At 37.5% G+C, this 25,250-nt stretch carries 17 protein-coding genes; 7 read left to right on the forward strand and 10 right to left on the reverse strand.

The window, feature by feature from the left end; all coding sequences use genetic code 11:
- Positions 1–169: 169 nt before the first annotated feature.
- Positions 170–4,204, forward strand: coding sequence for a hybrid sensor histidine kinase/response regulator (locus AC3ITD_RS14220; protein WP_489360692.1), 4,035 nt, complete (start codon positions 170–172; stop codon positions 4,202–4,204).
- Between the two features lie 14 nt (positions 4,205–4,218).
- Here AC3ITD_RS14220 and AC3ITD_RS14225 read toward each other — a convergent pair whose 3' ends face one another.
- A complete protein-coding gene (locus AC3ITD_RS14225) occupies positions 4,219–4,965 on the reverse strand; it encodes a LytR/AlgR family response regulator transcription factor (protein WP_265798910.1) in 747 nt (248 codons plus the stop codon).
- Between the two features lie 10 nt (positions 4,966–4,975).
- Entirely contained in the window at positions 4,976–6,997 is a 2,022-nt protein-coding gene (locus tag AC3ITD_RS14230) for a tetratricopeptide repeat-containing sensor histidine kinase (protein ID WP_489360695.1), read from the reverse strand.
- A gap of 220 nt (positions 6,998–7,217) precedes the next feature.
- On the opposite strand from AC3ITD_RS14230, the gene AC3ITD_RS14235 reads away from it, so the two are divergent.
- From AC3ITD_RS14235 to AC3ITD_RS14255, 5 genes are all read left to right on the forward strand, one after another.
- Positions 7,218–7,556: a hypothetical protein gene (locus AC3ITD_RS14235; protein WP_489360697.1), complete on the forward strand. Its 339-nt coding sequence runs from the start codon at positions 7,218–7,220 to the stop codon at positions 7,554–7,556.
- Positions 7,557–7,615: 59 nt separating this feature from the next.
- Positions 7,616–7,954: a hypothetical protein gene (locus AC3ITD_RS14240; RefSeq protein ID WP_489360699.1), complete on the forward strand. Its 339-nt coding sequence runs from the start codon at positions 7,616–7,618 to the stop codon at positions 7,952–7,954.
- A 51-nt stretch (positions 7,955–8,005) separates the two neighbouring features.
- Positions 8,006–8,845 (forward strand): GLPGLI family protein, encoded by an 840-nt coding sequence (locus AC3ITD_RS14245; RefSeq protein ID WP_489360701.1) that lies wholly within the window; start codon positions 8,006–8,008, stop codon positions 8,843–8,845.
- Between the two features lie 10 nt (positions 8,846–8,855).
- Positions 8,856–11,528, forward strand: a complete 2,673-nt coding sequence (locus AC3ITD_RS14250) for a carboxypeptidase-like regulatory domain-containing protein (RefSeq protein WP_489360703.1) — start codon at positions 8,856–8,858, stop codon at positions 11,526–11,528.
- Between the two features lie 117 nt (positions 11,529–11,645).
- A complete protein-coding gene (locus tag AC3ITD_RS14255; RefSeq protein WP_489360705.1) occupies positions 11,646–12,164 on the forward strand; it encodes a hypothetical protein in 519 nt (172 codons plus the stop codon).
- Between the two features lie 15 nt (positions 12,165–12,179).
- On the opposite strand, the gene AC3ITD_RS14260 is transcribed toward AC3ITD_RS14255, so the two are convergent.
- The 5 genes from AC3ITD_RS14260 to AC3ITD_RS14280 are packed head-to-tail and all read right to left on the reverse strand — an operon-like array spanning position 12,180 to position 18,347.
- The gene (locus AC3ITD_RS14260) at positions 12,180–12,806 is read right to left on the reverse strand and encodes a hypothetical protein (protein ID WP_489360707.1); all 627 of its coding nucleotides are present in this window, start codon (positions 12,804–12,806) and stop codon (positions 12,180–12,182) included.
- Between the two features lie 10 nt (positions 12,807–12,816).
- Complete coding sequence (locus AC3ITD_RS14265) at positions 12,817–13,875, reverse strand: hypothetical protein (RefSeq protein ID WP_489360709.1); 1,059 nt, start codon at positions 13,873–13,875, stop codon at positions 12,817–12,819.
- Between the two features lie 14 nt (positions 13,876–13,889).
- A complete protein-coding gene (locus AC3ITD_RS14270; protein ID WP_489360711.1) occupies positions 13,890–15,359 on the reverse strand; it encodes a hypothetical protein in 1,470 nt (489 codons plus the stop codon).
- Between the two features lie 17 nt (positions 15,360–15,376).
- Entirely contained in the window at positions 15,377–16,222 is an 846-nt protein-coding gene (locus AC3ITD_RS14275) for an XAC2610-related protein (RefSeq protein WP_489360713.1), read from the reverse strand.
- Between the two features lie 22 nt (positions 16,223–16,244).
- The gene (locus AC3ITD_RS14280) at positions 16,245–18,347 is read right to left on the reverse strand and encodes a WG repeat-containing protein (protein ID WP_489360715.1); all 2,103 of its coding nucleotides are present in this window, start codon (positions 18,345–18,347) and stop codon (positions 16,245–16,247) included.
- A gap of 336 nt (positions 18,348–18,683) precedes the next feature.
- Here AC3ITD_RS14280 and AC3ITD_RS14285 point away from each other — a divergent pair, with 336 nt between their 5' ends.
- Positions 18,684–19,124 carry a hypothetical protein gene (locus tag AC3ITD_RS14285; protein WP_489360717.1) on the forward strand — a complete coding sequence of 147 codons (441 nt, stop codon included), beginning with the start codon at positions 18,684–18,686 and terminating at the stop codon, positions 19,122–19,124.
- 244 nt (positions 19,125–19,368) lie between these two features.
- Here the strand turns inward: AC3ITD_RS14285 and AC3ITD_RS14290 are convergent, their stop codons facing one another.
- From AC3ITD_RS14290 to AC3ITD_RS14300, 3 genes are all read right to left on the reverse strand, one after another.
- On the reverse strand, positions 19,369–20,274 hold the full coding sequence (locus AC3ITD_RS14290; RefSeq protein WP_489360719.1) for a glycerophosphodiester phosphodiesterase family protein: 906 nt from the start codon (positions 20,272–20,274) through the stop codon (positions 19,369–19,371).
- A gap of 106 nt (positions 20,275–20,380) precedes the next feature.
- Positions 20,381–21,904: a RagB/SusD family nutrient uptake outer membrane protein gene (locus AC3ITD_RS14295; protein WP_489360721.1), complete on the reverse strand. Its 1,524-nt coding sequence runs from the start codon at positions 21,902–21,904 to the stop codon at positions 20,381–20,383.
- A gap of 31 nt (positions 21,905–21,935) precedes the next feature.
- On the reverse strand, positions 21,936–25,202 hold the full coding sequence (locus tag AC3ITD_RS14300; protein WP_265798926.1) for a SusC/RagA family TonB-linked outer membrane protein: 3,267 nt from the start codon (positions 25,200–25,202) through the stop codon (positions 21,936–21,938).
- Positions 25,203–25,250: the final 48 nt, after the last annotated feature.

Below are 25,250 nucleotides of genomic sequence, written 5' to 3' on the forward strand. Positions count from 1 at the left end.
TTGAACAAACATAAGCGGAAAGCCATTTTGAGGAGGGATAATTTTCTAAATAAATAGGGTGAATTTTCTAAAAATTTGGCAGAAATGCTTTTAAACCATACTTTTAAGGGATCACAACCAAATTCACCAATTATTCCTTATGTTTTCGAATTCCTTTAAAAACTTGCTATTGGCAATCTTATTTTTTGGAATTACTTTTTCTGCAAAAACACAACAACCTATTTTATTTGATCATCTGGGAGTAGAGAAAGGATTATCGCAAACTTCAGTACTCTCTATTAGCCAGGATAAAAATGGGTTTATGTGGTTTGGTACACGTTACGGCCTAAACCGCTACGATGGTCATCATATTAAAATTTATCAATACGCTGAAAGCGATAGCAATTCGCTATCCAACAATTATGTAACCTCTATATTCTCCGATTCAAAAAAAAGGCTTTGGATTGGAACCAGTGTAGGCTTAAATCTTTACGATGAAAGAAATGATGCCTTTAAAAGAATTGCAAGCCAGCCGAAAACAGCAAGAGGTTTAAGCAGTCATGTTATTAATTGCCTTACTGAAGATAGCAAAGGGAATATTTGGATCGGAACATTAAATGGATTGAACCTGTTAAAAAATGGTAAACTATCCGCTGTTACAAAGTTCTTCAACACTAAGAATGGCGATGGTCTTTTCCATAATATACGGTCAGTGAAGGAAGATCATCAAGGAAATATTTGGGTAGGCAGTTCAAATGGTCTGCTTAAAATGGTGCTGATAAACGGCGAATATCAAACTACTGTTTTCAGAAACAATGGAAACCCCGGAGATATCAGTGCGAATTACATTTCAAACATCACCGAAGATAAAAACCATAGAATTTGGGTCAGCACACAAAGCAACGGACTAAATTTATTTGATCCTGTAAGCCAAAAGTTTAAACGTTTCGAATTTTCAGCTACCAATAAAAATATAATCGTAAGCAATACCATTCGGAATATGGTAGTTGACGATGCAGGCAAGTTGTGGATTGGAACACTGAATGGGATTAGCATTATGGACACCCAAAACTTCAGCTTCCAAAATTGGCAATTCGATCCTGACAATAAAAAAAGTTTAAATCAGAACTCTGTCCACAAATTATATAAAGACAATAATGGATCGATCTGGGTGGGTACTTATTTTGGTGGAGTCAACATTAATTATCCCTACAGCACAGCGTTTACCGTTCACGATAGAAGCCGAAGTAAATCAAGCATCAACAACAATGTAATTAGCGGGTTTGCGGAAGACCAAAACAAAAATTTATGGATTGGTACTGAGGGCGGTGGGATAAGTTTATATAACAAATCGACTCAAACATTTAAAGCCTATCAAAATACTGGCGGTTCAAATGCCCTAAAATCAAATTTGGTTAAAACAGTTTTGTTCGCCAGCGAGGGAAAATTATGGGTTGGTACGCATTCTGGAGGCCTAAATGTTTATGACCCCAAAACTGACCGCTTTAAAAGCTTCAATTTCAGCAATCAAAATGAAGACGTACCCGATGAAATCAGTGCCATTGTTGAAACCAAGTCCCATCGTTTAATTGTGGCTACACAACGCAATGGCATCAAAATCTCCAATCCAGATAAAACCGAATTCAAAGACCTGAGGCTACCTGCTTCTGTTCCCTCCTCGGCGAAAGTAAAAGCTTTAATGGTTAACGATTCTAAAATCTATTTTGGTACAACAAATGGTTTTTTCATTTATGATGAAGATACGGATAGATTTTACACCGTTCTTGATCATCAGTTAAATAAACCGCTCAATTATTATGTAAACTGCATATCAAAAACCAAAGCGAATGAAATTTTTCTTGGCACTTACAACAGTGGATTATTGTTGTACGATCAGAACAAAAATTCTATCAAGGCTTATACCACCAGAAATGGTTTGCCTCACGATAACGTTTTGGGCATGATAGAGGATGACAAGGGAAACCTTTGGATTAGCACAGCCAATGGACTTTCCATGTTCGACCGCTTGAAAAAGACTTTTAAAAATTATACGGTGGCCGATGGTTTACCAGGCAATGAATTTAATGCAAATGCTTTTTTTAAAAGCAGCAGTGGCGAACTGTTTTTTGGAGGATACAACGGTTTTATCAGCTTCTTTCCTGATCATATTCAGAGCAATGATAAAGCATCCAAAGTGATTATCACCGAATTGAAACTTCAGAATAAAACGGTTAAAATTAATGGTAACGATGGCTTGCTTGATGAAAACATCAGTTTGAAAGATAAACTGATTTTTGAAAGTGATCAGAATACATTTAGCTTAAGCTTTGCGCTTTTGAATTTCATCAAACCAGAAAAAAACAGATATGCCTATAAGTTAGATGGCTTCGAAAAAAGCTGGAACGAGGTAAGTATGCCAACAGCAACCTACACCAATCTGCCTGCTGGAAGCTATACTTTTCTGGTTAAAGGCATTAATAACGATGGTGTTTTAAGCGCCAACACCGGAAAAATAAAAATCATCGTAAATCCTCCGTTTTACAGAGCCTGGTGGGCATATTTATTTTATTTCTGCATAATTGCGGCCGTGCTGTTTGTGATTGCCCGCTATGTTTTGATCAGGGCACTGCTCAAAAAAGAGAAGGAAGTGAATGAACACAAGCTAGAATTTTTCACCAATATTTCACACGAAATCCGAACTCCATTAACGTTAATTGTTGGGCCATTGGAGCAATTGATTGAGAATGCAAAAGATAACCCCACATTAAACCGCGATTTACAACCGATTAAAAATAATGCCGATCGTTTGATGAATCTGGTAACCGAACTGCTCGATTTTAGGAAGGCTGAAAGTGGTAAAATAGCACTTCATGTGAGTCCCGGAGATTTCGTAAAGTTTTGTAAGGAGATTTTTATGGCCTTTCAAAATATGGCATTATCAAAAGAAATCGACTACACTTTTCAAGTGGCAAGCCCTCAGATAGAACTTTATTTTGATAAAGTACAAATGGAAAAGGTATTGTTCAACTTACTTTCGAATGCTTTTAAGTTTACGCCAAATGGTGGAAAAATCAGTTTGGAGATCTCTGAGGAAAATAAGCTGGTTACCCTTAAAATTTGTGATAATGGAAAGGGAATTCCTATGGAAAATCAAGCCAATTTATTCAACAATTTTTACCAGGCAAATGCCAATACCACCATTGGCACTGGTTTGGGCTTATCTTTTTCAAAAAGCATTGTAGAACTGCACCATGGTAAAATTTCATTTCAAAGTTCGTCGGCAAATGGTAGTCAAAATGGCCAAACCTGTTTTAGTGTAAAACTGAAAACGGGAAAAGTGCATTTTAATTCTTCGGATTTTATTACAGATTATGTGTATTACGATGACGCCATAAATTACAATCTACAAGAAACGTTTGAACCTCAACCCGAAGAAACGACACCAGCCCCTCAGGATAAAAAAAGATATACTATTTTGCTGGTGGAAGACAATGCAGAGGTACGGAGCTTCATTAAAAATGCTCTTTCTACTGAGTATAACATTAAGGAAAGTGATAATGGAATGGAAGGATTGGAAAGCGCTATTGACCTTATTCCCGACCTGATTATTAGTGACGTGATGATGCCCGTTATGGACGGGTTGGAGCTGTGTCGCAAAATCAAAACCGACGAGAGAACCAGCCATATCCCTGTTATTTTATTAACCGCCAGATCAGCTTATGTTCATCAAATTAATGGTTTTGAAAATGGTGCAGATGCCTATATCATGAAACCTTTTAATTTAAAAATGCTGGAACTGAATATCAAAAACACATTAATAGCAAGGGAAACCATCAAGCATAAGTTCGCACAGGTAATTACGCTTGAACCCAGTAATCTGGTCATCAATAAAACTGAAGAAGGTTTCTTAACGAAGATTATGCATATCATAGAAAATCATATCTCCGACCCCCAGTTTGATGTACCCACCTTATCGGCAGAGATTGGCATGAGCCAGCCCATATTGTACAAAAAAATCAGGGCACTTACCGACCTTTCGGTAAACGACTTCATTAAATCTTTAAGGATAAAAAGAGCCGCACAATTATTGAAACAAAACGCTGGTAATATCGCTGAGGTTGCTTACGCTGTAGGTTTTAATGATCGAAAATACTTTAGTTTGGAGTTTAAGAAACATTTTGGTAAAACGCCAAGCGAATTTATACAGGAAGAAAAAGCCATTTAAGTTGAAACCACCTGTTAAGCAATATTTTCTAGATACCTTAAAACCTCTTCTTTCTTCCTGCTTGAAACCAGGATATTTTCCTTGTTTTCCATTTGCAAATAACCTTCCCGATAGTATTTTTTAACGTATTTAAAATTAACCAGATACGATTGATGACATCTTAAGAAACCGAATGGCGTAAGTAAACCTTCATATTCTTTCAGGCCTTTTGATACTACAATTTCACGCCCGTCATTTAGAAAAAAACTGGTATAACCTTTATCGCTTTTGCAAAACATGATGTTTTCTATCGCTACCACTTCAATATATTCGACACTTTTTAAAGCAATACGCTTGCTTGCCCCTACACCTTGTGCCAAATAATGGTCTTTAGCAATGGCCAATTGTTGCTGACCGAAACTTTCATGCTCCCGGTGGTGATAACATTTGTTTAAAGTGGTGGTCAGTGATACCTCATCAATAGGCTTAAGCAAATAACCAAAAGCGCCCAAATTTAGGGCCTGAATAGCATATTGATCGTAAGCGGTGAGAAAAACTACCTGAAAATCGTTGATTCCAATGGTGTGAAAAAGGTTGAAACTGTCACCATCCTTTAAGCGGATATCAGCTAAAATAATATCTGGCTTTAATTCAGGAATTTCCTTTTCGGACACTGCTATTTCAGCAGCAAAGCCAACTACCTCTAAATAATCTATCTTTTTAACAATTTGCAAAATATGTTGCAAAATGCGGATTTCATCTTCCAAAATATAAAGTTTCATATCAATCTTTTTAATCGTTAATAACTGGTATTGTAATTTCGACGCTAACCCCCCTCCAACCATGTGCTTTTTTGTCTTTTACTTCAAATTCTGCATGCTGGTTATTTGATTTAAACAGTAATTCAAACCGTTCTTTTAATATAATTTGGGCCAAGGATTGTTTTTTCGGCGTATTTGCTGGCTTTTCTACCAATCCACTACCGTTATCATCCACCTCAATCAACAACAAATCACCCTTTAATTTAAAAGAAATCAGGAGCAAACCTTTGTAGGCAATATTTCGGAAACCATGCTCAATTGCATTTTCTACGAAAGGTTGGATCAGCATGGGTGGAATGAGTGTTTCGTTTACATTGAGTTGCTGATCTACATCAATTTGATAATCGAACACGCCTGCATAGCGCATTTGCTGCAGCTGGATGTAATTGTTTAATGAAGTTACCTCCTCGGCTATTTCAATAAAATCTTTTCTGTTTTGTTCTAAAATGCCGCGGAGCAGGCCCGAGAATGATTTAAGATAGCGTACCGATTCATCAATATGTCCTGATGCTACAATACTTTGCAAATTGGCAATGGCATTGAAAATAAAGTGCGGATTTAACTGGGCTTGAAGCATTTTTTGCTCCATGTTAAGGCGTTGATTTTCTGATTTCAATAAATTATTTTTCGATTTCAAACGCTGCTGGCGATAGATGATAACGAAGAAAGAAATTACCCCGATAAAAATAAGTACGAGTAAAAACATCGATGAACGTTGTTGCTTAATAATCGTTTCATTCAGTTTATTTCGCCCTTTTAATTCTGCAATATTCCGATCTTTTTTTTCCGTTTCGTACTGCTCATGCATTTCTGCAACCTTAACCGATTCGATGGCTTCATTATTTTTAAGTTCAATTCTGTGCGATGCTTGCGCCGCTTCCAATGCTTTGGCATATTCCCCCTTTGATTTATACGCATCAATCAGCCCATTGTAATAAACGCTTTTTTGCTTTCCAGATAAATCATTTTTTTCGAATGCAATACCTTCTTTATAATACTTGATAGCAGAATCGGGTTGATTGTTCCTGGTAAAACTCGTGGCCAAATTGTTAAAAGCAATATCGTTGAGGTTATCGGTTCTCTTCAGATAGTTAAAATATCGTTTACTAGAAGCCACAGCTTTTGCCGAAAGGCCTTGCTGACTATAAATCTGCGCCTCGTTATCATAAGTGCGGGCCAAAGCTAAGCTATCGCCAATTTGCCTGGCCAATATTCGAGCCTGGTTGTTGTAAAACTCCATTTTTTTGAAGTTCGCCAACCGGGAAGCCAATAGAAAAGAGATATCAAAATAGCGCTGTTTAACTGCTGGATGAGATTTAAACGGATGATTATTAAAGTAAACAGCTGCATATTCCAACGATTTTTTTGCGTTCTGATTTTGGAAGTAAGCCTGTGCCAGCAAATCGTAAAAACGATAAGTTAGTCGGCTATTTGCACCTTCTGCTAATTTCATGGCAGCAAATATTTTGCTTGTCAACGCAGACTCAACCATGGAGCCATTACCCATGTTTTGTGCCAGAATTCCATAGGTTTTTAAAAGCGCTAATTCATCATTCGGTTTGTTAGATTTTATCTTTTGATATTCGTTTATCGCACTATCGCGTTTTTTTTCCATGCCATATTTTCTGGCTTTGAAATAGTGATAATATGGATTAGCCCCTTTATTTGCAGAATTACTTAATAGACTATCCTCTTTAAAAACTATTTTTTTAACCTTAAACGCCGGGAGTGTATCTAGAGCAATGATGAATGACAAGTAATCTTTTTTACCAATTACAACCTGATTGGCCTTTTGCTTGCCGTTGCTTTTACCATCCCTATTTCTGCAAGAGGAAATAAAAAGGAAACTTAAGATAGCGCAAATGGCTAATGCAGTTCTTGCAGTGATATTCATTAATGCGGAGGTTGACTTCTTTAAAATTTGTAAATATTCTCTAAATATAGAAATAGAAATTTCCCTAAAAGAATCAGTTGAACATTCGTAGTTTTTCATTCCATATCCGTATTACTTCTATACTTATTTGATTTTTCAAGGACCTTATTCAACTCGAACAGCAGAAATAGAAAGAAACCAAACGAATATCAGTTGCACATCAGCGGCTATAGGTTAGTCGTTTTTTTGAAATACATTTCTCTACAACTTCAAATCGGAAACAAGAAACCATCCTCTGATTTCTAAAAACTATTAACCATTTACTTAAAACAAAAAAATCATGAAAAAACTATTCTTTGCATTGATTTGCACCGCAATTGGCTTTAGCGCTTCAGCCAGTAATTTAACATCAAAAAGAGATGCAACTACAGAAACTAAAATTGAAGTTGCACCTACATTTAAAATGAATAACAGCATTGAAACTGGAAAGCTAAGCGCAGAAAAACTGGGTTTCTTCCGCAGACAAATGAATTTCACTTTTACTGATGCCTGTGGCAAATCATACGTTGTATACGTTTCTGGTCCTAGTAGCGCATCTAACTACTCATTATGGGAAACCGCAAACATTCATTTTCGTGGAAATGTAATGGCTGACTATTGGGGTTGCTACAGAATGTAATCGTTTTTAAGGCACCTGCCAACAAAATAGTATTCAATCAAAAAATTAAATAAACAATCATGAAAAAAATATTAATCGCACTGGCCTTTGCCATGCTAGGAACTGCATCATTCGCCAGTGATGCTGAACCAGCTAAAACACCATCTATCATCAACAACACCGTTGAAACAAGTTCGTTATCTACAAAAATAGTGAAGGTAAATGTTGGAAGTGAAACCAGCGCTCTATTGCGCAGAGAGAAAGTTTTCCTATATACGGATCCCTGTGGTGTTAAATGGCAGATTCACGTATTTGCTCCCGATGGCACTGATAACCTGAGCATGTTCCTGGTTGGCAACAACTTTTTTTGGCAAGGCGTTAATTCAAGTTCTGACGGTTGCTACCATAACCAACCATAATTTGTAAAAATTAAATAAAGTAAGAGGATGGTTTCTTTAATTAAAAATAAAATGAAAAAATACTTCAAGTTTATATTACCGGCATTACTATTAGGCGCTTTATATTCCTTTAAATATAAAAGCAGCGGGCAAGAAGATCAACCTACCGCAATGGCTTACTATCATTTTTACCACATTAAAGATAGTACCCAAACGGGTAGATTATATAGTGAAGATTTTATCCTGGCTTTTAATTCCCAAAAAAGTGTTTACAGTAGTCAAACCCGAGTTAAGCAAGATTCTACCGTTCAGGCTATTTTAGCCGCAGCAGAAGCCAAAAACAGCGACATAGTTGATATGGGCACCTATTTACCCGTTACCGAAGATGACATTTACATCGAAAACAGCAAAACTTCAATTGTAAAAAATACTCCTCAACAACGTTATTTAATTACCGAAATTCCCGATAAAATCAATTGGAAGATTGATAAGGAAACTAAAGATTTGCTGGGTTACACTTGCCAAAAGGCTACCGGCATTTGTAAGGGCAGAAAATATACGGCCTGGTTTACAACAGATATTCCGGCGAGCTTTGGCCCATGGAAACTACAAGGTTTACCCGGATTAATTTTAGAAGCTTATGATGACCGTCATTTCATCAAATTTACCTGTACAAAATTGGTCACTCAAGAGAATCTACAAAACGCTAAACCAATCAATATTCCAGCAGATGCAATTTTAACAAACATGAAAGAGTATGAGCAAATGAAGAAAGCTCAGGCTGATGGTTTTAATATGTTCGGCAATGATAGCGGAATTACCGTTGATAAGATCACTTCAAGCGGAGGAAATGGTAACGCTGCCCCAAGAAAAAAATTTACCATTAATTATCCCTTGGAATTAACCGATTAAGCTCAAAGATTTGCTAAAGAAAGGCTTCCTTTTATGTTTACCACTATTATTTTGTGCGGCATTTTTATCCGCACAAAATACCGTATCTGTAAGTGGTTCGGTAAAAGATAGTATCGGCAATCCGGTGGCTTCAGCATCAATAGCTATCGTAAACCAAACTGGAGCAGGCATTATCTTTGGTACCACGAATGATAAGGGTTTGTTTAAATGTGATTTCCAAATCGGTAATGAAAGCTACGCTATAAAAGTAACCGCAATGGGTTTCCAGCAGTTTAACCAGGCCATTGAACAAAAAAACACCCAGCTTTTAAACGTGGTGCTTAAGCAAAAAAGTTATAAGCTTGGAGAGGTTACCATCAAATCAAACACTAAAATCAGCCTATCGAGCGATACCTTGAAATACAGCGTTAAAGGTTTTCAGGAATCTAACGATCGGGTAATCGGTGATGTGATCAACCGCTTACCAGGAATCAAAATCGATGAAAATGGCGCCATAAGTTACAACGGTAAGCGCATTACAAATGTTTATATAGATGGTGATAATTTATTAGATGGCCGCTACAAAATGGCCACCAACAATGTTCCTGTTGGTGCTGTAGAGCAGGTGCAGGTGATAGAACGGGATCAACCCGTAAAGGCACTGAATGGTTTTGTAAACAGCAATAATGTTTCGCTAAACATTAAACTTACCGATAGTGCCAAAACGATGATGGTGAATTCGGCTTATCTGGGTGCAGGCAATAAGGCTTACGTGGCCGAGCTAAATAACCTAATCTTCAATAAAAAAATTAAAGCCATTAATACCTTTAAAACCAACAACATTGGCGAAAACTTAGAAGCCGAACAAGCGGTTTTAGGGCAGTCTTTTAATAATGAAGTGGCATTAAAACTCCCCAAAACCTTCCTATCAATGGAAAGTGAAACCCTGCCTAACCTGAAAGAAAAGTATTATTTGTTAAATAATGATTATGCTGGCAGCCTAAATGCTTTGATAAAAATGAAAGCCGACTGGGGCTTGCGCTTAAATTTATCTACACTCCAATTGAAACGAAAATTTCAGTACAATAACACCGTAAATTATTTTTTAGGCAATACCGATACCATCCGGTTTAATGAGTTTCAAGACAACGTTTACAAATTAAATCAATGGCACGCCGAAGCGCAACTTGAAAAAAACAGCAAATCCGTTTATTTCAAATCAATTACAAAATTTGAAATTCCAAAATGGAAAAGAAATGGCAATACCATACAAAATGAGCAAGATTTCGGGCAGAGCCAACCCACCAATCAGTTATCCATCAGTAATGAAACCAATTTGGTAAAGGCTTTAGGTGTGAATAACATTTTGCAATACAATGGTCTGGTACAATATTATAAACTAGATGAAAACCTGAAAATTGCGCCAGGCATTCAGCAAAATATTGTAAATGGTGGTGCTGACTACTTCGCGTTAAATCAGCAATCGAGCACTAAAAACATATTTATCAATCAATCTTCCACTTTTAAAACCAAGTTTAATCGCTTTGTTTTATCGGCTGCAGCTGGTGCTTCTTACGAACATAATCGATTAAACAGCCAACTCTACAAAACCGATAGCACCAATAATATCACATCGGTTGGGAACCAATTTAAAAACGATATCGGGTTTGATAATTTAGGCTTATATGGACGAATGTCGGTACTTTATCTCTTGAAAAAAGGATCGATCAATCTGGAGGCAAGTCCAACTCTTAACAACATCAATTATTCCGAGGCAGAGAAAAGCACTGCTAAAAAGAACACATACTTTGTGTTAAATCCGATTATAGAATTTAGAAAAAACCTGGGAAAGTACAGCGAGCTGAATGCAAGATTTGCCCAGCAAACGCAATTTGGACAAGTTAACGACATTTACAGTGGCACCATCTTAGTTAACTACCGGCAATTTAATTTTAACGACACACCTTTACCGAAAACAGATCTGACTAACTTTAATTTGAGGTATTCTTACCGAAAGCCACTAAAAATGCTTTTTTACAACCTTATGTTCGGCTTCGACAGAACAAATCAAAACTTTATCAATTCTTATACTTTGGATAGCGGACTGACAAAATCGGTAGCCATCGATTTCAGGAACACTATCGACCAGTATTCCTTAAATGGCAACATTTCTAAATATATTTTTCCACTCGAAATAAATATTGCTGCAAACGGAAGCTTAAGCATGCAAAAAGGAAACAATTTTTATAACGGTGAGATTACGCCCTTTAAAAGCTATCAGCTTAACACGGGATTAAGCTTAAGAAAAAAGCTGTTTTCGAAAGTTACACTATCGGTGACCGGAAACTTAAGCAGATCGTTAAACAAACAAGAAAGTCTGAGCGGACCGATTGAAAATGAATCGGCAAACGAAAAAATAAAGGGCGAATGGTTACACAATTTAAATTCAGCGCTATCTTATGCCCTAACCTATAACTTCGTTTCTTACCGTCAGTTTTCGCAAGAACCCATCCGTAATCAGTTTTTAGATTTCAACTTAAAATATGCCCCCACTAACTGGAAAAGTTTCTTCGAATTTCAATGTGTCAATTTGATTAACCAGCGAGCCTACCAACAAATCACTTCTTCTGCAAACCAATTATCAACTTACCAAATGCCATTGCGACCAAGAACTTTTCTAATCAAGTATTCATTTACTTTTTAATTAAAAATTTGCAAATAATCGTACAGAACGATTAAATAATAATGTAGGAGGATCAAATACAAACCTTTGCCTTTCGTAGCGATGATCAGTACTCTATTTAATTTTAGATCAAAATATATGAAAACCTATAATTACCTGGAAGTAAATCAAGGCAAGGGAGTTGGCTTTGCACTGGCATACATTGCCCTAATAGTTGTAATCTTATCTGTTATTTTCGGAGGTTTTGGAGGTCTTGCAGATGCTGTAAATAATTTTGGCAGTGGTAAAGTCTTGGGGTTTTTGGCAGGTATAGTGCTCATTCTACCCATTTTCTTTCTGATCAGGTTGATTTATCCAAAAGTAAGCATTAACACCAATACGACTATGCTAACCATCGTAAAGAAAACCCAGCCAGATTTACTCATTCATTACAATGAAATTTATGCAGTTGCACTTAATGCACAACGTTTAAATACACTTACGCTTTATGGGAAATCGAACGAAGTGCTATTCCATATCCAGCCATTTAACAATCATCAATTGATGCCGGAATTGGTAAATGAGATTTTGAAAAGCAATACGTTCAGGAAATCAGTTATGCAAAAGAAATTGCTAAACACCACTTACGATATGATCGTTTATCAACGCAGTTATTGATTGTAAAGATGTTTGCTACACGCTAAAATCGACAAGTATACTCTGAAAATTTTGCCAGAAAGATGGGTTAACATCGAAACCAATAAACGACACACCAAAACTCATTAGAATAAGCCCAACGCTAGACAAATATTTAATTTTTTGACGAATGATTTGATAAATTTCCTTCTGTTGAGAATGGGTTAAAGCATCTAAAGTGACCAGTCGCTTTTTCTCCAGTTTAGTTTCAATTTCCAAATGAATACCAGTCCATTTGTTTTCTAACAAATAGATATTTAACAATTGGGAATAAGGCAAAAACGTTAATGGATTTAAATCAAAAGCTGTTTTTTCCATCTTACTTTTCCCTGTAATTTCTTTAAAGTAAAACCCTTTATTATCTATTTTGGCCCGAATAATTCCATTTCTACTTTTCAAAGTAAAATAACCGAAGATGATGAACATCAGCTTCAAAAAGAGCATTAGCAAAGAAGCAAATAAGTTCGCCACACCTCTAAAATCGACCACCATACTTTGAAAATTTTGCCAGAAAGATTGGTTAACATCGAAACCAATAAACGACAGACCAAAACCCATTAGCATTAAAATAAGTCCAATTAAAGTAGCCCTAACACTAGATAGATAATAAATTTTTTCAGGCATATTTTTCATGCTATTGCCTTACTTTAATCAGATACAACAATTTGGCACTTGGCGAGTAAAAGGAAAACCCATTTGGGGAGTGGTAAAATGCCGGATTAAAAAGATCAGTGGCAGAACCAGCTTCCTCAACAGTAAACAAACTTGGTTTAAAGCCATTGTGCCGCTCTTTTTCTACAACCAGCTTTGGAACCATAAATTCAAACTTTTTCCCGGCAATTTCAGTTTCAAAAAAACCTTTCCCTCGCCAATTATACACGCTAAAACCGCCATCGCCACCACCAATAACATGATAGTATTTCATCTTCTCCTCCTGATAAAAGTATAAAAGATTTACATCTTTAGGGATCTGGAAATCGACATCGCCACTCCTGAATACATCTTTTCGATACCTAAATGGGCTCCCTTCATCTGGCACATTAAAATATCCCGGAAGTTGTTGCCACAACAACTGCCACTTTTTATCCTCATAAAAATACGTCTGCAAATACCATACACTCTGATTTACCAGTGAACGCGAAAAATGATACTTTCCAGTTGCCTTGATCCCTTTGATTTTAGCTGTTACTCTTTCGTTCGTCCAGCTATTATCTTTATTCCATTCAATCACTTCATGTCTTGTGGTATCGCCATCTAATGGCCAGGAATTATAATAGCCACCTTTATCGCTGGTGTACACAATAAATTCCCCTATAAAGTTACCCCAATGGCTACTATAATCAACATAAATGGAATCCAGAACTTTGCCGGTCTTATCTATTTTATAATATCGGTTATCATGTTTGGTATCCTCATCAACCTTGGCGTCACAATCTATAATTAACTGATCATCTACCGATTCAAAAATCCGAATCGGATTAGGTGAAGCGGCACTCGATACCACTACCCGAGCCAAAATTTTTACATCAAAAACAGCAGAGTGATAATGTTCATTAATCTCTTGAAATGAAGTATATCTCCCTTCCAGAGGAGCATCGTTGCGGTCGATAATTAGCCTGTTGTTATAATAATATAGCGATACCGCCAAACCAATTACCAGTGTAATACCAATCCCCAGCCACATCTTTTTCATTTTAAAACTGAAAATTATTTAAAAAACGTATAAAGAACCTTAATTTCATTTGGGGTGGAATAACTATCATCGCCTCGTTTTTGAACACTTTGAAAAGCTTTAATGATCCCGTTTTCGAGTTGATAAACCATTTTAGAAGATTTATATTTATTTATATTTTCAACCACTAATTCTCCTTCGTTGTTCATGGTAAAGGTCTTCGTTTGAGAATCTCCACCATAGCTTTCGGTCATGGTTAATGGTAAAGTCCATTGGTTGTTGCTGTAACAAACACTGGAATTTCGGTCTCCATCGCTATAATCTAAACAAGTCTGGCTATTTCTCGCTGCAATTTTATAGGTTTGACCACTATTAATTTTCATTTCTTCGTAATCTGCCTTTTCAATTGAGTACCTATCAGATTCAAGAAACAACCTGCCAACCATCTTGAAAGTCTTCAACCTGTAGTCATCCTCCGTAATGATCACATCATCCTGATAAAATAAGCGGGTTTTAATCTTTCCATCTCGGGAAATAGTTTGAGGCAAATTACTACTGTATTTTATGATTAGATGCTCATCACCTTCATCAATATATTCTGTCAACTGTCCCATCTGGTTAAACTTAAAAGTAAGTTTTTCCTTTCCGTTAGGCAACAAGGAAATGCTGCTCACATTTTTTAGATTGATAAACTGAAAAGGTATAATGTACTCTCCTAATATTTCCTGTTGCAAAAAGGCATTGATATTGGGCTCAACATCTTTGGCCGCACGGGTAGTTTGCATCAGTTTTTCAACCGTTAAGCTGTCTTTTTTAAAGCTGGCATAATAAGATGATGTTTTATCTACGTTCGCAGCTTTCCCAATCTGCTCTGTTAACTTAACCATTTTGTTGCCCTGCAAAATTTCGGCTTCAGGCTTTCCGCTCCAATAAATAAAGCCTTCATGGCGCAACTGCCTGTCAAGGAGATTTAAATTTTGCTTATCATTGTTAGCTACTTTGATAAAAGTATTTCGGTAGACATGGTGATAATTAACATCGCTTTCGGGAAAATTTTGATGCAATTCATCCCATTCCCTCTTCACCAAACCACGCATGCTGTAATAATCCGTACTTAAATCGGCGGCCTTTGGCTGACTGCGATAAGTTCTGCTTTCGCGATCTGCCATCCATTTCACATCATAAATAACAATCTGAGGTTTTCCTGCTTCCAACACCAAGGTATCACAGTCGGTACAAATCTTTTCTTTTTCAAATTTAGCTTCTTGCGGAGAAACCATAATCATTGGACGTGCAGCATATCCTGGTTGTTTACTGTCAGAAAGTGAAGGCGGAGGTGGAGGTGCTTCAACAACGTCTTTAACAATGGGTGGCGGCGGTCCAAAATATTTCCTAACCGTTTTTACAGCTTTTTTCTTTACTGTTTTCTTTTGAGCAGCAGCTGTTCCTACTACTAATAAAGCAGTAATCATAAACAGCATTCTTCTTAAATATTTATTGAGCATAGCTTCTATCTTTAGGTTTATTTACTTAGATCTTTTGAGCGAACCCACACGAGCTTATTATTCGGTGCGAAACGATATACATCCTGCCACCACCTGGCTCCTCCGCGACAAGCCGTAAACAACAATTTCTTTTTTGGATCTAAAGTGACATCGCAAAGGCAATTGCATTTGGCATTGGAGTTGTCGGGTTCCAATAATTTTTCGAACCGCTTAGAGTTTTGGTTGTATAGAAAAATGCTAAACTCCTGGTATACGCCCATTCCGGCATCAGGTATAGAGAAAGCGATATCATCATATCCATCAAAGTTATAATCGGCAATGTAGCTTCTACGGACTGGATTAGGTGAATCCAATGATGGAAGGAGTGTATTGAACAGCTTACCATCAGCATATTGGATACTTAATTTATGATGATCAAAATGATTGAAACTGATTAGCGCACCATGCAAAAGATATTGGTCGTTCCCTACTTCCCCTTTGCTTTCTAACTGTAAGAGATTAAACTTCTTAACATCTTTTTTTCTCCAATACGAAGCCTTTTCTACAGCATTTATATTGTGCATCAGCGTGTAAGTTCCATTCACTTTACCATCAATCATTTCATCCCAGATAAAGGTTTCATCATCTGGCTGCCCATCACTCCTGCCGCTGGTGTCTCTTTTATAGCTTTTGATTCGCAGGGCGATATTTCCTGTTTGTCCCACATATCTAACAAAAGCTCCTTTACCTTGATCGCCGAAGTATAGATTTAATTGAAATGGCTTTGCTAAACCCACAGATTGCAGGATGTAAGGCTGAGCATTGCTTTTACAAAAAGCAAAAATGACTAAACAGATTAATATTGTAGAACATTTGTTGATCATGAATTCGGATTTTTAAACGCTTTTAAAAGGAAGTATATTCTACCTGTTCACCATACTCATTGTAGCTGGTTCTATCTTTAAATTTGATTCGCGTTTTTCTGTCAGCGCTTTCCCTGTCTAAATCGTATAATTCGCTATCAAAGCGTTTTACTACACTACCCTTTTTATTAATAAGCGCATATGAATTATCTTTCATTTGTACCAGCGCAAGTTTTGAAGTGGTGAAGAAGCTTTGTGCATATTGAAATTTAAAAGGAATAGCCAGCTGCCCGGCCGGGTTGATATATCCTTTTTCATTATTGCTATTTTCAACCAAAGCAAGGCCTTCGCTAAAGGGTTTTGCATCATCCCATCCCTTTGCCTCTAAATTAATACGGATATTGTTCTGTTTATCTACAAAATAATATTTACTATCGGTATTGCCGTTTGGTTCTTTTGTGGCTTTTCGCACAAGTAGTAAACCGCTGTTATAACCACCGTAAATATCGTCGTACTTGTTCTGCGTTAAATTCGTTCCGTTTAGATCAAAAACATTGATTTTGTTATTGCTCTTGGCCAGGAAAGAAGTTCCATCTATCTCAACATCGTCATACCTAAAAGGCAGTACTACTTTGAAATTCCTGTCCAACACACCCTCCTTTCCATCCTCTGTCTTTCCCCACCAAAATTTCGAGCTTGTAAATTTTAAATTATCATACTCCATCGGAAGAACAATTTTGCCGGTATTAATGTCAGCTACTCCGTTTAGCCCATTTGTTCTGGGTTCTATCTTCACATACCTACCATCAAAAATCTCCGTATCATCTATTTTATAAGCGACCTTTTCAACCGTTTGTGTTTTATAATTTATCCAGTAAGTGTTGTCAACATCCCCATATTGATCCCAGTAATAATAGCGGTTTAACTTACGGAAATGCTCGTTAAACTGTGGCTGAATTACCCACTTGCCTTCTTTATTTAAAAAACCAGCTTTTTGTTTAGCAAAATCCATTGCGAGAAAATATTCCCCTGGCGCTTCATCATATTTAAAGGTATAGTCAACATCGAAATTTTTCATTTGAGGCACACTATCGCTCACGGAGAAGCCAACGCTACTTACCGGACCTGCAAAGGTGTAGATTGCCGTTTTTCTACTTCCTTTTTCAGCATCTGATAAAGCTGCCGGTGCGTGTGCTTTGAGCCATTTATCGAGATCCTTTTCAGTTTTAATCTCATCGGCTTTAACCCCATCTTTTGCTTTCTCTAGTATCTTAATATAATTTTCGTAAAGCTTTCTTTTTGCCGGCGTAATTTCGGTATTGCTGCTGCTTCCTTTTTCCGCTAAAACCCTTCCATCTTTATAATAGGCTTGTATTTTGATATCCCGATCGTTCTCTACATCAGGTAAACTACAATGTACCTGATTACCAACAATGGTATCTAACCGGATGATTCCATAAGGCGTTTTCACTTCAGGACTGTTCAGTGAAACTTTGTAGAGTGTTTTGCTGGCCACTGGAAGGCTTATTTTGTATTGAATACTGCGGATTGGCTTTGATGACATCAACGCGATATTTTCGTTGAAGCTACTGGCCTTATAAATGTATTTCTCCAGGGCATTCATTCCTTCTTCATCAATAAACTCATATTCTTCGCCCTTATCTTTCTCTATTTTAGTATGTTTTTTACCGATACTGTCGAGCGTCAAATAACCCTTATTGGTTTCAGTTCCATCCATAAAAACAAACTTTTGAGGGGTAAAAACGGGTTCCATATCTGCATTGTGTAGAAAATAGCTACTCTCCTCACCCATTAAAGTCAGCAAATCATATTCATCTTTATCTAATGAAATCATATTGAAGGGATACTGCAAGCTAGTGCTCACTTCCAAATTTTTAAAAAAACGATAGAGTGCGCTGTCGCTAACGGCTTCTGTCCGTGTTGACTGGAAATTACTGGCTTTCTCTACTGAGAATTTCTCAGTAGTACCAGCGGTAATCATAATCCTGGTATCGCTCAGCTTGATAATGCCTTTCAAATTATTAATATCATCATCTATTTTAGCCAGCAAATCTTTTTTCGATTGCGCCATACAAGAACTAAAGAATACAACACTTAAAACGAGCAGGTATTTGTTGATTTTCATGATACAGGATTAAATATGACGATGCAAGATAGATTTTGGAGCATGCATCTCTACGAATTTATCAATCTTTAGGAAGTGAAAAAAAAGCGATTAGAATTCGTAGGGGTTGGGGTGATATCTGGTGGGTTTTGACTATTATTTGTCTATTGACTAGTAGGTGAACGACATAAATTTACCCGTATATCAGTCTATCAATCCTTTCAAAACAATTCTGCCGATTCTCTGCTTTTATAAATATGAAACATTATGATTTTTCGCTCCACATAGCGGGATAAATAAATCTGATACCGGCTTGTAATAGCAGCGTTTCATTACTCATTAGAAAATTATATAAAGATGAAGATTTTAAAAGCAATTTTGGCTGGTTTCGCTGGCGCAGCCGCCTTAAATATATTACATGAAACGGCTCGCAGGCTTGATGCCGATGCACCAAGAGTAGATTTGGTTGGAGAAGAAGCTTTAACCCGCTCCATGAACAGCCTCAACCTCGAAGCGCCAACAGGCAAAGAACTGTATGCCGCTACTTTAGCCGGCGACATTGTTAGCAATACCATCTATTACAGTGCAATTGGCATGGCTGGAAGTAAAAATGTTTATCTGAAAGGAGCCCTTGCTGGTTTAACTGCTGGCCTGGGTGCCATTAAACTCCCGAATGAAATGGGTTTAGATGATGAACCTGTAACCAAAACCGATAAAACCAAGTTGCTCACTGTAGCATGGTATTTAATCGGTGGCTTGGTAACCGCAGCGGTATTTGATCAGTTTAAAAAGAAATAACTGAAGAACGGCTACCCTTTGTTCGAGACAACATTACACGTTGTTAACCCTTCGCTAACCCTTTCTATACCTATGGTTAACCCCTTTTTAACCCTTTGCTTACCCAAATAGTTAACTTTGACACTAGAAATGGTAAACTTTAGGTTATTATGTGTTAACCTAATCAGCCTCCATCGCTTGCCCATTGCATGCCTATCCCAGTTCTAGGGCATGATGATTGCATTTTTAAGGCATCTATAAATTCCTATTGATGCAGTTTTCGTTCCTTTAGATATTTGATTAAATCTGCAGGGCGATCGCTTTGAATAAACACAGGGTTAAACTCTAGTAACCAACCCCAGCTTTCGGGTTTTTGATTTTGCTCCACTGCCAGATCATCATCATGACCGCCATTGAGTGATGGCCACAAGCTGTTAAGCCAAACGACTTGATTTTTAGCAATCTGCGGAAGTTGTTTGAGATTAGATAAGGTATCTGTATTAAAAATCGGTTGGATAACACTTTTCTTTGAATTTCCATAACCTTCTATAATTTTTAAAGCGTCAGGATTGGTCATATTAACCACCACCATAATGTAAGCTTCAGCAGGGATTTTCTCTGTTGAAATCAATTTTTCATAAGGAATATTGTCGCCAACATTTACAACTGCTTGCTGTAGGGTTCCGGTTTCCTGCAAAACTTTAAATACCTCTGGCAAGTGATCGTTGCCCTTATCCACATTAATCAGAATTTTATCTTTCGCTACCATCATCAACTCTTTAAAGGTAGGAATTGGGTTTGCGGTTACTCTGCCTAATCCATTTCTCAGCTTAAATTTTCTAATTTCTTCTAATGTAAAATCACTCACTTTACCTTTTCCATTGGTGGTACGATCGATTGTATTATCATGCATTACCACCATCTGGCTATCTTTGGTCATTTTTACATCAAGCTCCATCATATCGAAACCTTTATCAATGCTATTTAACAAAGCATGCAGCGAGTTTTCAGTCGAATTTCTCCAGTCGCCACGATGTGCTACCACTAGAATTTCTTTATGGGTACGATTAAAAATCTGCTCGAGTTTTTGGGCAGGATTTTGCGCAAGAGCAGAAGTTAGGTTTATCGCACCCGCGAAAAACACAAGAAAATAAAATCTGATTTTCATCATTTAATTTTGATAAAAAGTGCCTGTATCACCATTTTAATCCTTCGAAAAGCTCAGAATGAAAATCTTAAATAATGATACAGGCGCTAATGTTTGCTAATAAAAATAATTAATATCCTGAGTTTTGGTACATTTTTGCAGGATCTAACTTGAACTCATCAAAAGGAATAGGGAAATATCTATCTTTTGTGGTGAAATTACTCAACTTTGCATTGCCAAAGTTAGCTTGAGATTTTGCTCTGAAATAAGTAACCAGTTCAGCAGTGGTAAAGTTACGCAGCAAATCAAACCACCTGTGGTTTTCAAAAGCCAACTCTACCCTACGCTCATGTAAAATTGCCAGTTTTAGTGTTGGATATTTGGAGCTATAAGCCGCGTTGTTACGGGCCGCAGCGTATAAAGGCACACCAGCTCTTGCCCTAACCATATCCAAATATTGTATCGCAACCGCGTCATTGCCTTGCAACATATTCACTTCTGCCAACATTAAAATAATATCTGCAAAACGCATTAAAGGGAAATTATTTCCGCCGTAGCCGTTAACCGTTGCCGCTTCACTAGCATCTCGGTATTTTGTAATAAACCAATCCAGCACTCTGGTATCAGCAGCATATTTAATGGAGAAATCTTTACGTGGATCGCCGGTTTCATAATCTAAAACTAAATCTGGCGTTACGTTGCCTCCAACTCCAGTTGGTGCTCTTCTCGAATTAATGGTTTCGCCGAAAGCCTGGTTATTTGCGGCGATGCTCGAAGCGTAAGTGATGTTTCCCTGAAGGTTTACTATTTCGAATATTACCTCTGGATTGTTTGTTTTCTTCGTTACATCAAACACATCTGCATAAGGAATAGCTGCCAGTGTGTTGAAAGTCTTTAAGTTGTACGCTGCTAATAAGTATGTATTTGCATTGGTTAAATTCTCTGCTTTGCCATTTTCTAACGTAGTGGCCATCGTTAAATAAACCTGACCTAGCAAACCATTTATAGCAGCTTTAGAAGCTCTGCCTGCCATAGCACCCGTAGCCAAGTTTGGAAGATTACTATTTAATGCATCTTTTAAATCAGTTACAATTTGTGCATAAACCGTTGCTTGTGGTTGTCTGAAAGTATTTTCAACCACTTCATTATTACTCGTTAGTTGTTTGGTTACCAATGGCACATCGCCCCATTTTCTTACCAAATGAAAGTAGATTAATGCCCTAACAAATTTTGTTTCCGCCAGGTATTGGGCTTTCAAATTGGCATCAGTAAATGGCACTTTATCAATATTCGAAGTAATTACGTTACATCTGGTAATGGTGGAATAAAGACTTACCCAATGGTTTTTTAAATAAGTGTTACTGGGTAGAATACTAAAATCTCCAAACTGGAAAGGCTCTCCTGCATTCGATTGATTATCGTTTATACCGGTATTATCTGAACGTTGCTCGGTATACAAGTTGCTGCTTTCTCCAATGTTGTTGCTGCTTCTTAGTGATTGATAAACGCCATTTACGGCAAGCAAAACATCATTTGGCGAAGTGAAGAACTGTTCTACCGTTACCGCATTGGGGTCGGTTTGTTCAAGGAAATCTTTTTTACAGGCTGATAAAGAAATCAAGCCTACAAAAATTAAGAATATACTTTTTTTCATTTTGATCTGTTTTAATGATTTCAGGGCTAGATTAAAAAGTTAATTTAATACCTAGGTTATAGGCTCTGGCCAATGGATAATTACCATAATCTACTCCAGGAGTTAAGTTTGCACCAGCATTATAATCTACTTCAGGATTGTAACCTTTGTAATCGGTAATGGTAAATGCATTATCAACACTTCCAAAAACTCTTATATTTTCTACATGAAGGGTTTTGGCAACCATTTTAGGAAAATTATAACCCAATGTGATGTTTGTACACCTTAAATACGATCCATCCTGTACATAAAATGAGGACAAACGCGTACTGTTACTTTGCGTACCTGCACGGGAAGCACGGTAATTTAAACCGCTCCCGGGATTTGCTGCATTGCGGTAACGATCTGCAACTTCTGCGTATTGATTGCCTGATCCTTCAAAGTTATACAGGTAATAATCCTGACCATCCAACACATCGTTACCTTGCGACCCATTGAAAGAAGCCCTGATATCAAATGATTTATAATTTGCATTCACTGCGAAACCGTAGGTAAAATCCGGGTAAGGGTTACCAATTACTTTCTTATCAGCATCGTTAACCACGCCGTCGCCATTGGTGTCTTCAAAATACAAATCGCCTACCTTGTAAGGATTAGATTGTGCAGAAGATGGTGCAACTTTACCTAATAATTCTGGTGTTACCCTACCAGCAACCTGGTAACCATAAAACATACCAATTGATTGACCTTCTTGTGTAATATGCGTAATGTACTGTCGCTCTGCACCCACACTAAAAATGGTGCTGTTTCCACCCAAATTAAGCACTTTGTTACTGTTAAAAGAGATATTTCCGCTTAAGCCTAAGTTGAAATTATCGGTGCTGACTACACGGCCGTCCAATTGGAAATCGAAACCTTTATTTCTGACTTTACTATCTCTTAAATTAGTTAAGATGCTTGATGATCCAGAAATTGCAGAAATAGGCTGGTTGAATAATAAATTGTAAGATAAACTGTAATAGTAGTTGGCAATAAATGAAAGGCGACCGTTGAAGAAACTTAAATCCGTACCGAAATTGTATTGTGATGTGGACTCCCAACCCAGGTTCTGATCTTTAATACCGCCAGCCCAAACTGCAGTTGCAATGGCATTTCCAAATACAACACCACCCGGGCTGCTCATGGTTTGCGTATGGTTGTTATCGCCAATATTGTTGTTACCGCTTAAACCCCAACTTGCTCTTAATTTAACGGTAGAACCGTTACCAAGGAAGTCGTTATACCAGCTTTCTTGAGATAGATTCCAGCCTGCCGCTGCTGATGCAAAAGCACCCCACTTATTGTTTGGACCAAACCTTGATGAACCGTCCATACGGAAAGTACCACTCAAATAGTATTTGCTATCGAAATTGTAGCTGGCACGACCAAAATACGACAATAAGGTGGTGACGTATTTATTTGCCGAATTCAGCACAAAATCTGTATTCGCGGCGCCTTTATCAGATATTTCACCTATTTTATCGCTTGTAAAACCCGTTGCGGTTACCCTTACTAAATCACTTGTGGTATGTTGAGCAGAATATCCACCCAAAATATCCAGATTGTGTTTGCCAAAAGTTTTGTTGTAATCCAATGTAAATTCGGCCAGCTTATCTACCTGCGTTAAGTTTTGGGCTACTGCATTTGCAGCCGCAATTGATGATGGAGAACCGGGTGCATTTCCGCCGCCATTACTTAAACTGGTGGGGCGATAATAATCATACTTTTCACTGTAATTGTTCGTACCTAAATTGGCCTTGAAATTTAAACCAGTTAAAATTTCGAAGTTGGCATAAGCATTATAAGTGTTTCTGTTTCCAAGACGATTTACTTTCGTTTCATTAACCGTTGCTACCGGATTTTCTAAACCTTGATAACCAAATTGATTGGCCAAAGCAGACATGCCGTATTTTATCGGGTTACCGTTTGCATCTCTTGCAGGCAGGTATGGCAAGTAAAGCAATGCCGACATCATCGGACTAAAGCGACCTTCTCCAACCTCTTTATTATTGGTTTGTGTAAGGGAGATATTGGCGCCTACTTTTAATTTTTTACTTACCTGCCCTTCAATATTCGAGCGGAAATTTAAAGCCCGCATAGCGGTATTGGTTACAATACCATCTTGATCCTGGTATCCACCACTTACAAAGTATTTAATGTCTTTGTTTCCGCCAGAAAACGCAAGGTTATGGCGCTGGAAAAACGCGTTTCGATACAATTCATCCTGCCAGTCGGTATTAAATGCAGGTGCCTTTGCCGTTTGACTAGCAAAATCATAAATATCTTCCGGTATACTTACCGATGATCCATTACCGACATTGGAAGTTCTGGCGGTGTTATTGTCAGAAAACATCGAATCATTCCAGGTTTTGCCGGCATTTACTACTAAATCTTTATAAGCGTTGTTTCGGCCATCAATCATCAGTTGAATAAACTGTGATGCATCCAATAGCTTCACCTTTTTGTGCAATTGAGTTACCCCAGCTTGTACATCATATTGGAAACGGCCCTTACCATCCTTACCTCTTTTGGTGGTAATCATCACCACGCCACCAGAAGCCCGCGAACCGTAAATAGCAGCAGAAGCCGCATCTTTTAAAATATCAATGGTTTCAATATCTTCAGGGTTGATGAATACATTATTTCCAGAAGGGTAACCGTCTATTACATATAACGGATTTGAACTTGCATTGATTGAACCTACACCCCTAACCCGAATTTTAGTTCCGGCGTATGGTGCACCACTGGTTTGCGATACCTGCACACCAGCAACTTTACCTACTAAAGCCTGACCAACCGTTGGCGCACTTAGATTCATTTCGCTTGCCTTTACACTGCTAATGGCTCCTGTTACATCCGATTTTCTAATCTTTTGATAACCGATTGCCACTACCTCATTTAAAGTATTGTTACTTTCTTTTAGTTTAACATTAATCGTTTTACCTCCTGACACTAAAATTTCCTGCGTTTCGTACCCAATAAATGAGAAAACCAAGGTCGCACCATTGGCTACATCTATCGTAAATCTTCCATCGCCATCGGTTGAGGTTGTTCTTTTGGTTTGTTTGTCATAAATGCTAACGCCTGGAAGTGGCTGGCCTTTTTCGTCTGTAACTGTTCCGCTAATAGCAGCCAGGCGATTGTTTAATTTAACGATTGAAGAATTTTCGCCAGAAATAACGGCAAAGGCTGTGGAATTGCAAAGAGCCAATAAACCAATGGGCACAAGCATTTTCCTACAGGTATGTTTAATACCTGCTGCTGAAAAAAATGATATCATCTTTTTTGTATTAGTTTGTTTTTTAGAATTTAATATTTGTTGATGTTT

The organism is Pedobacter sp. KH_004, from assembly GCF_057840755.1.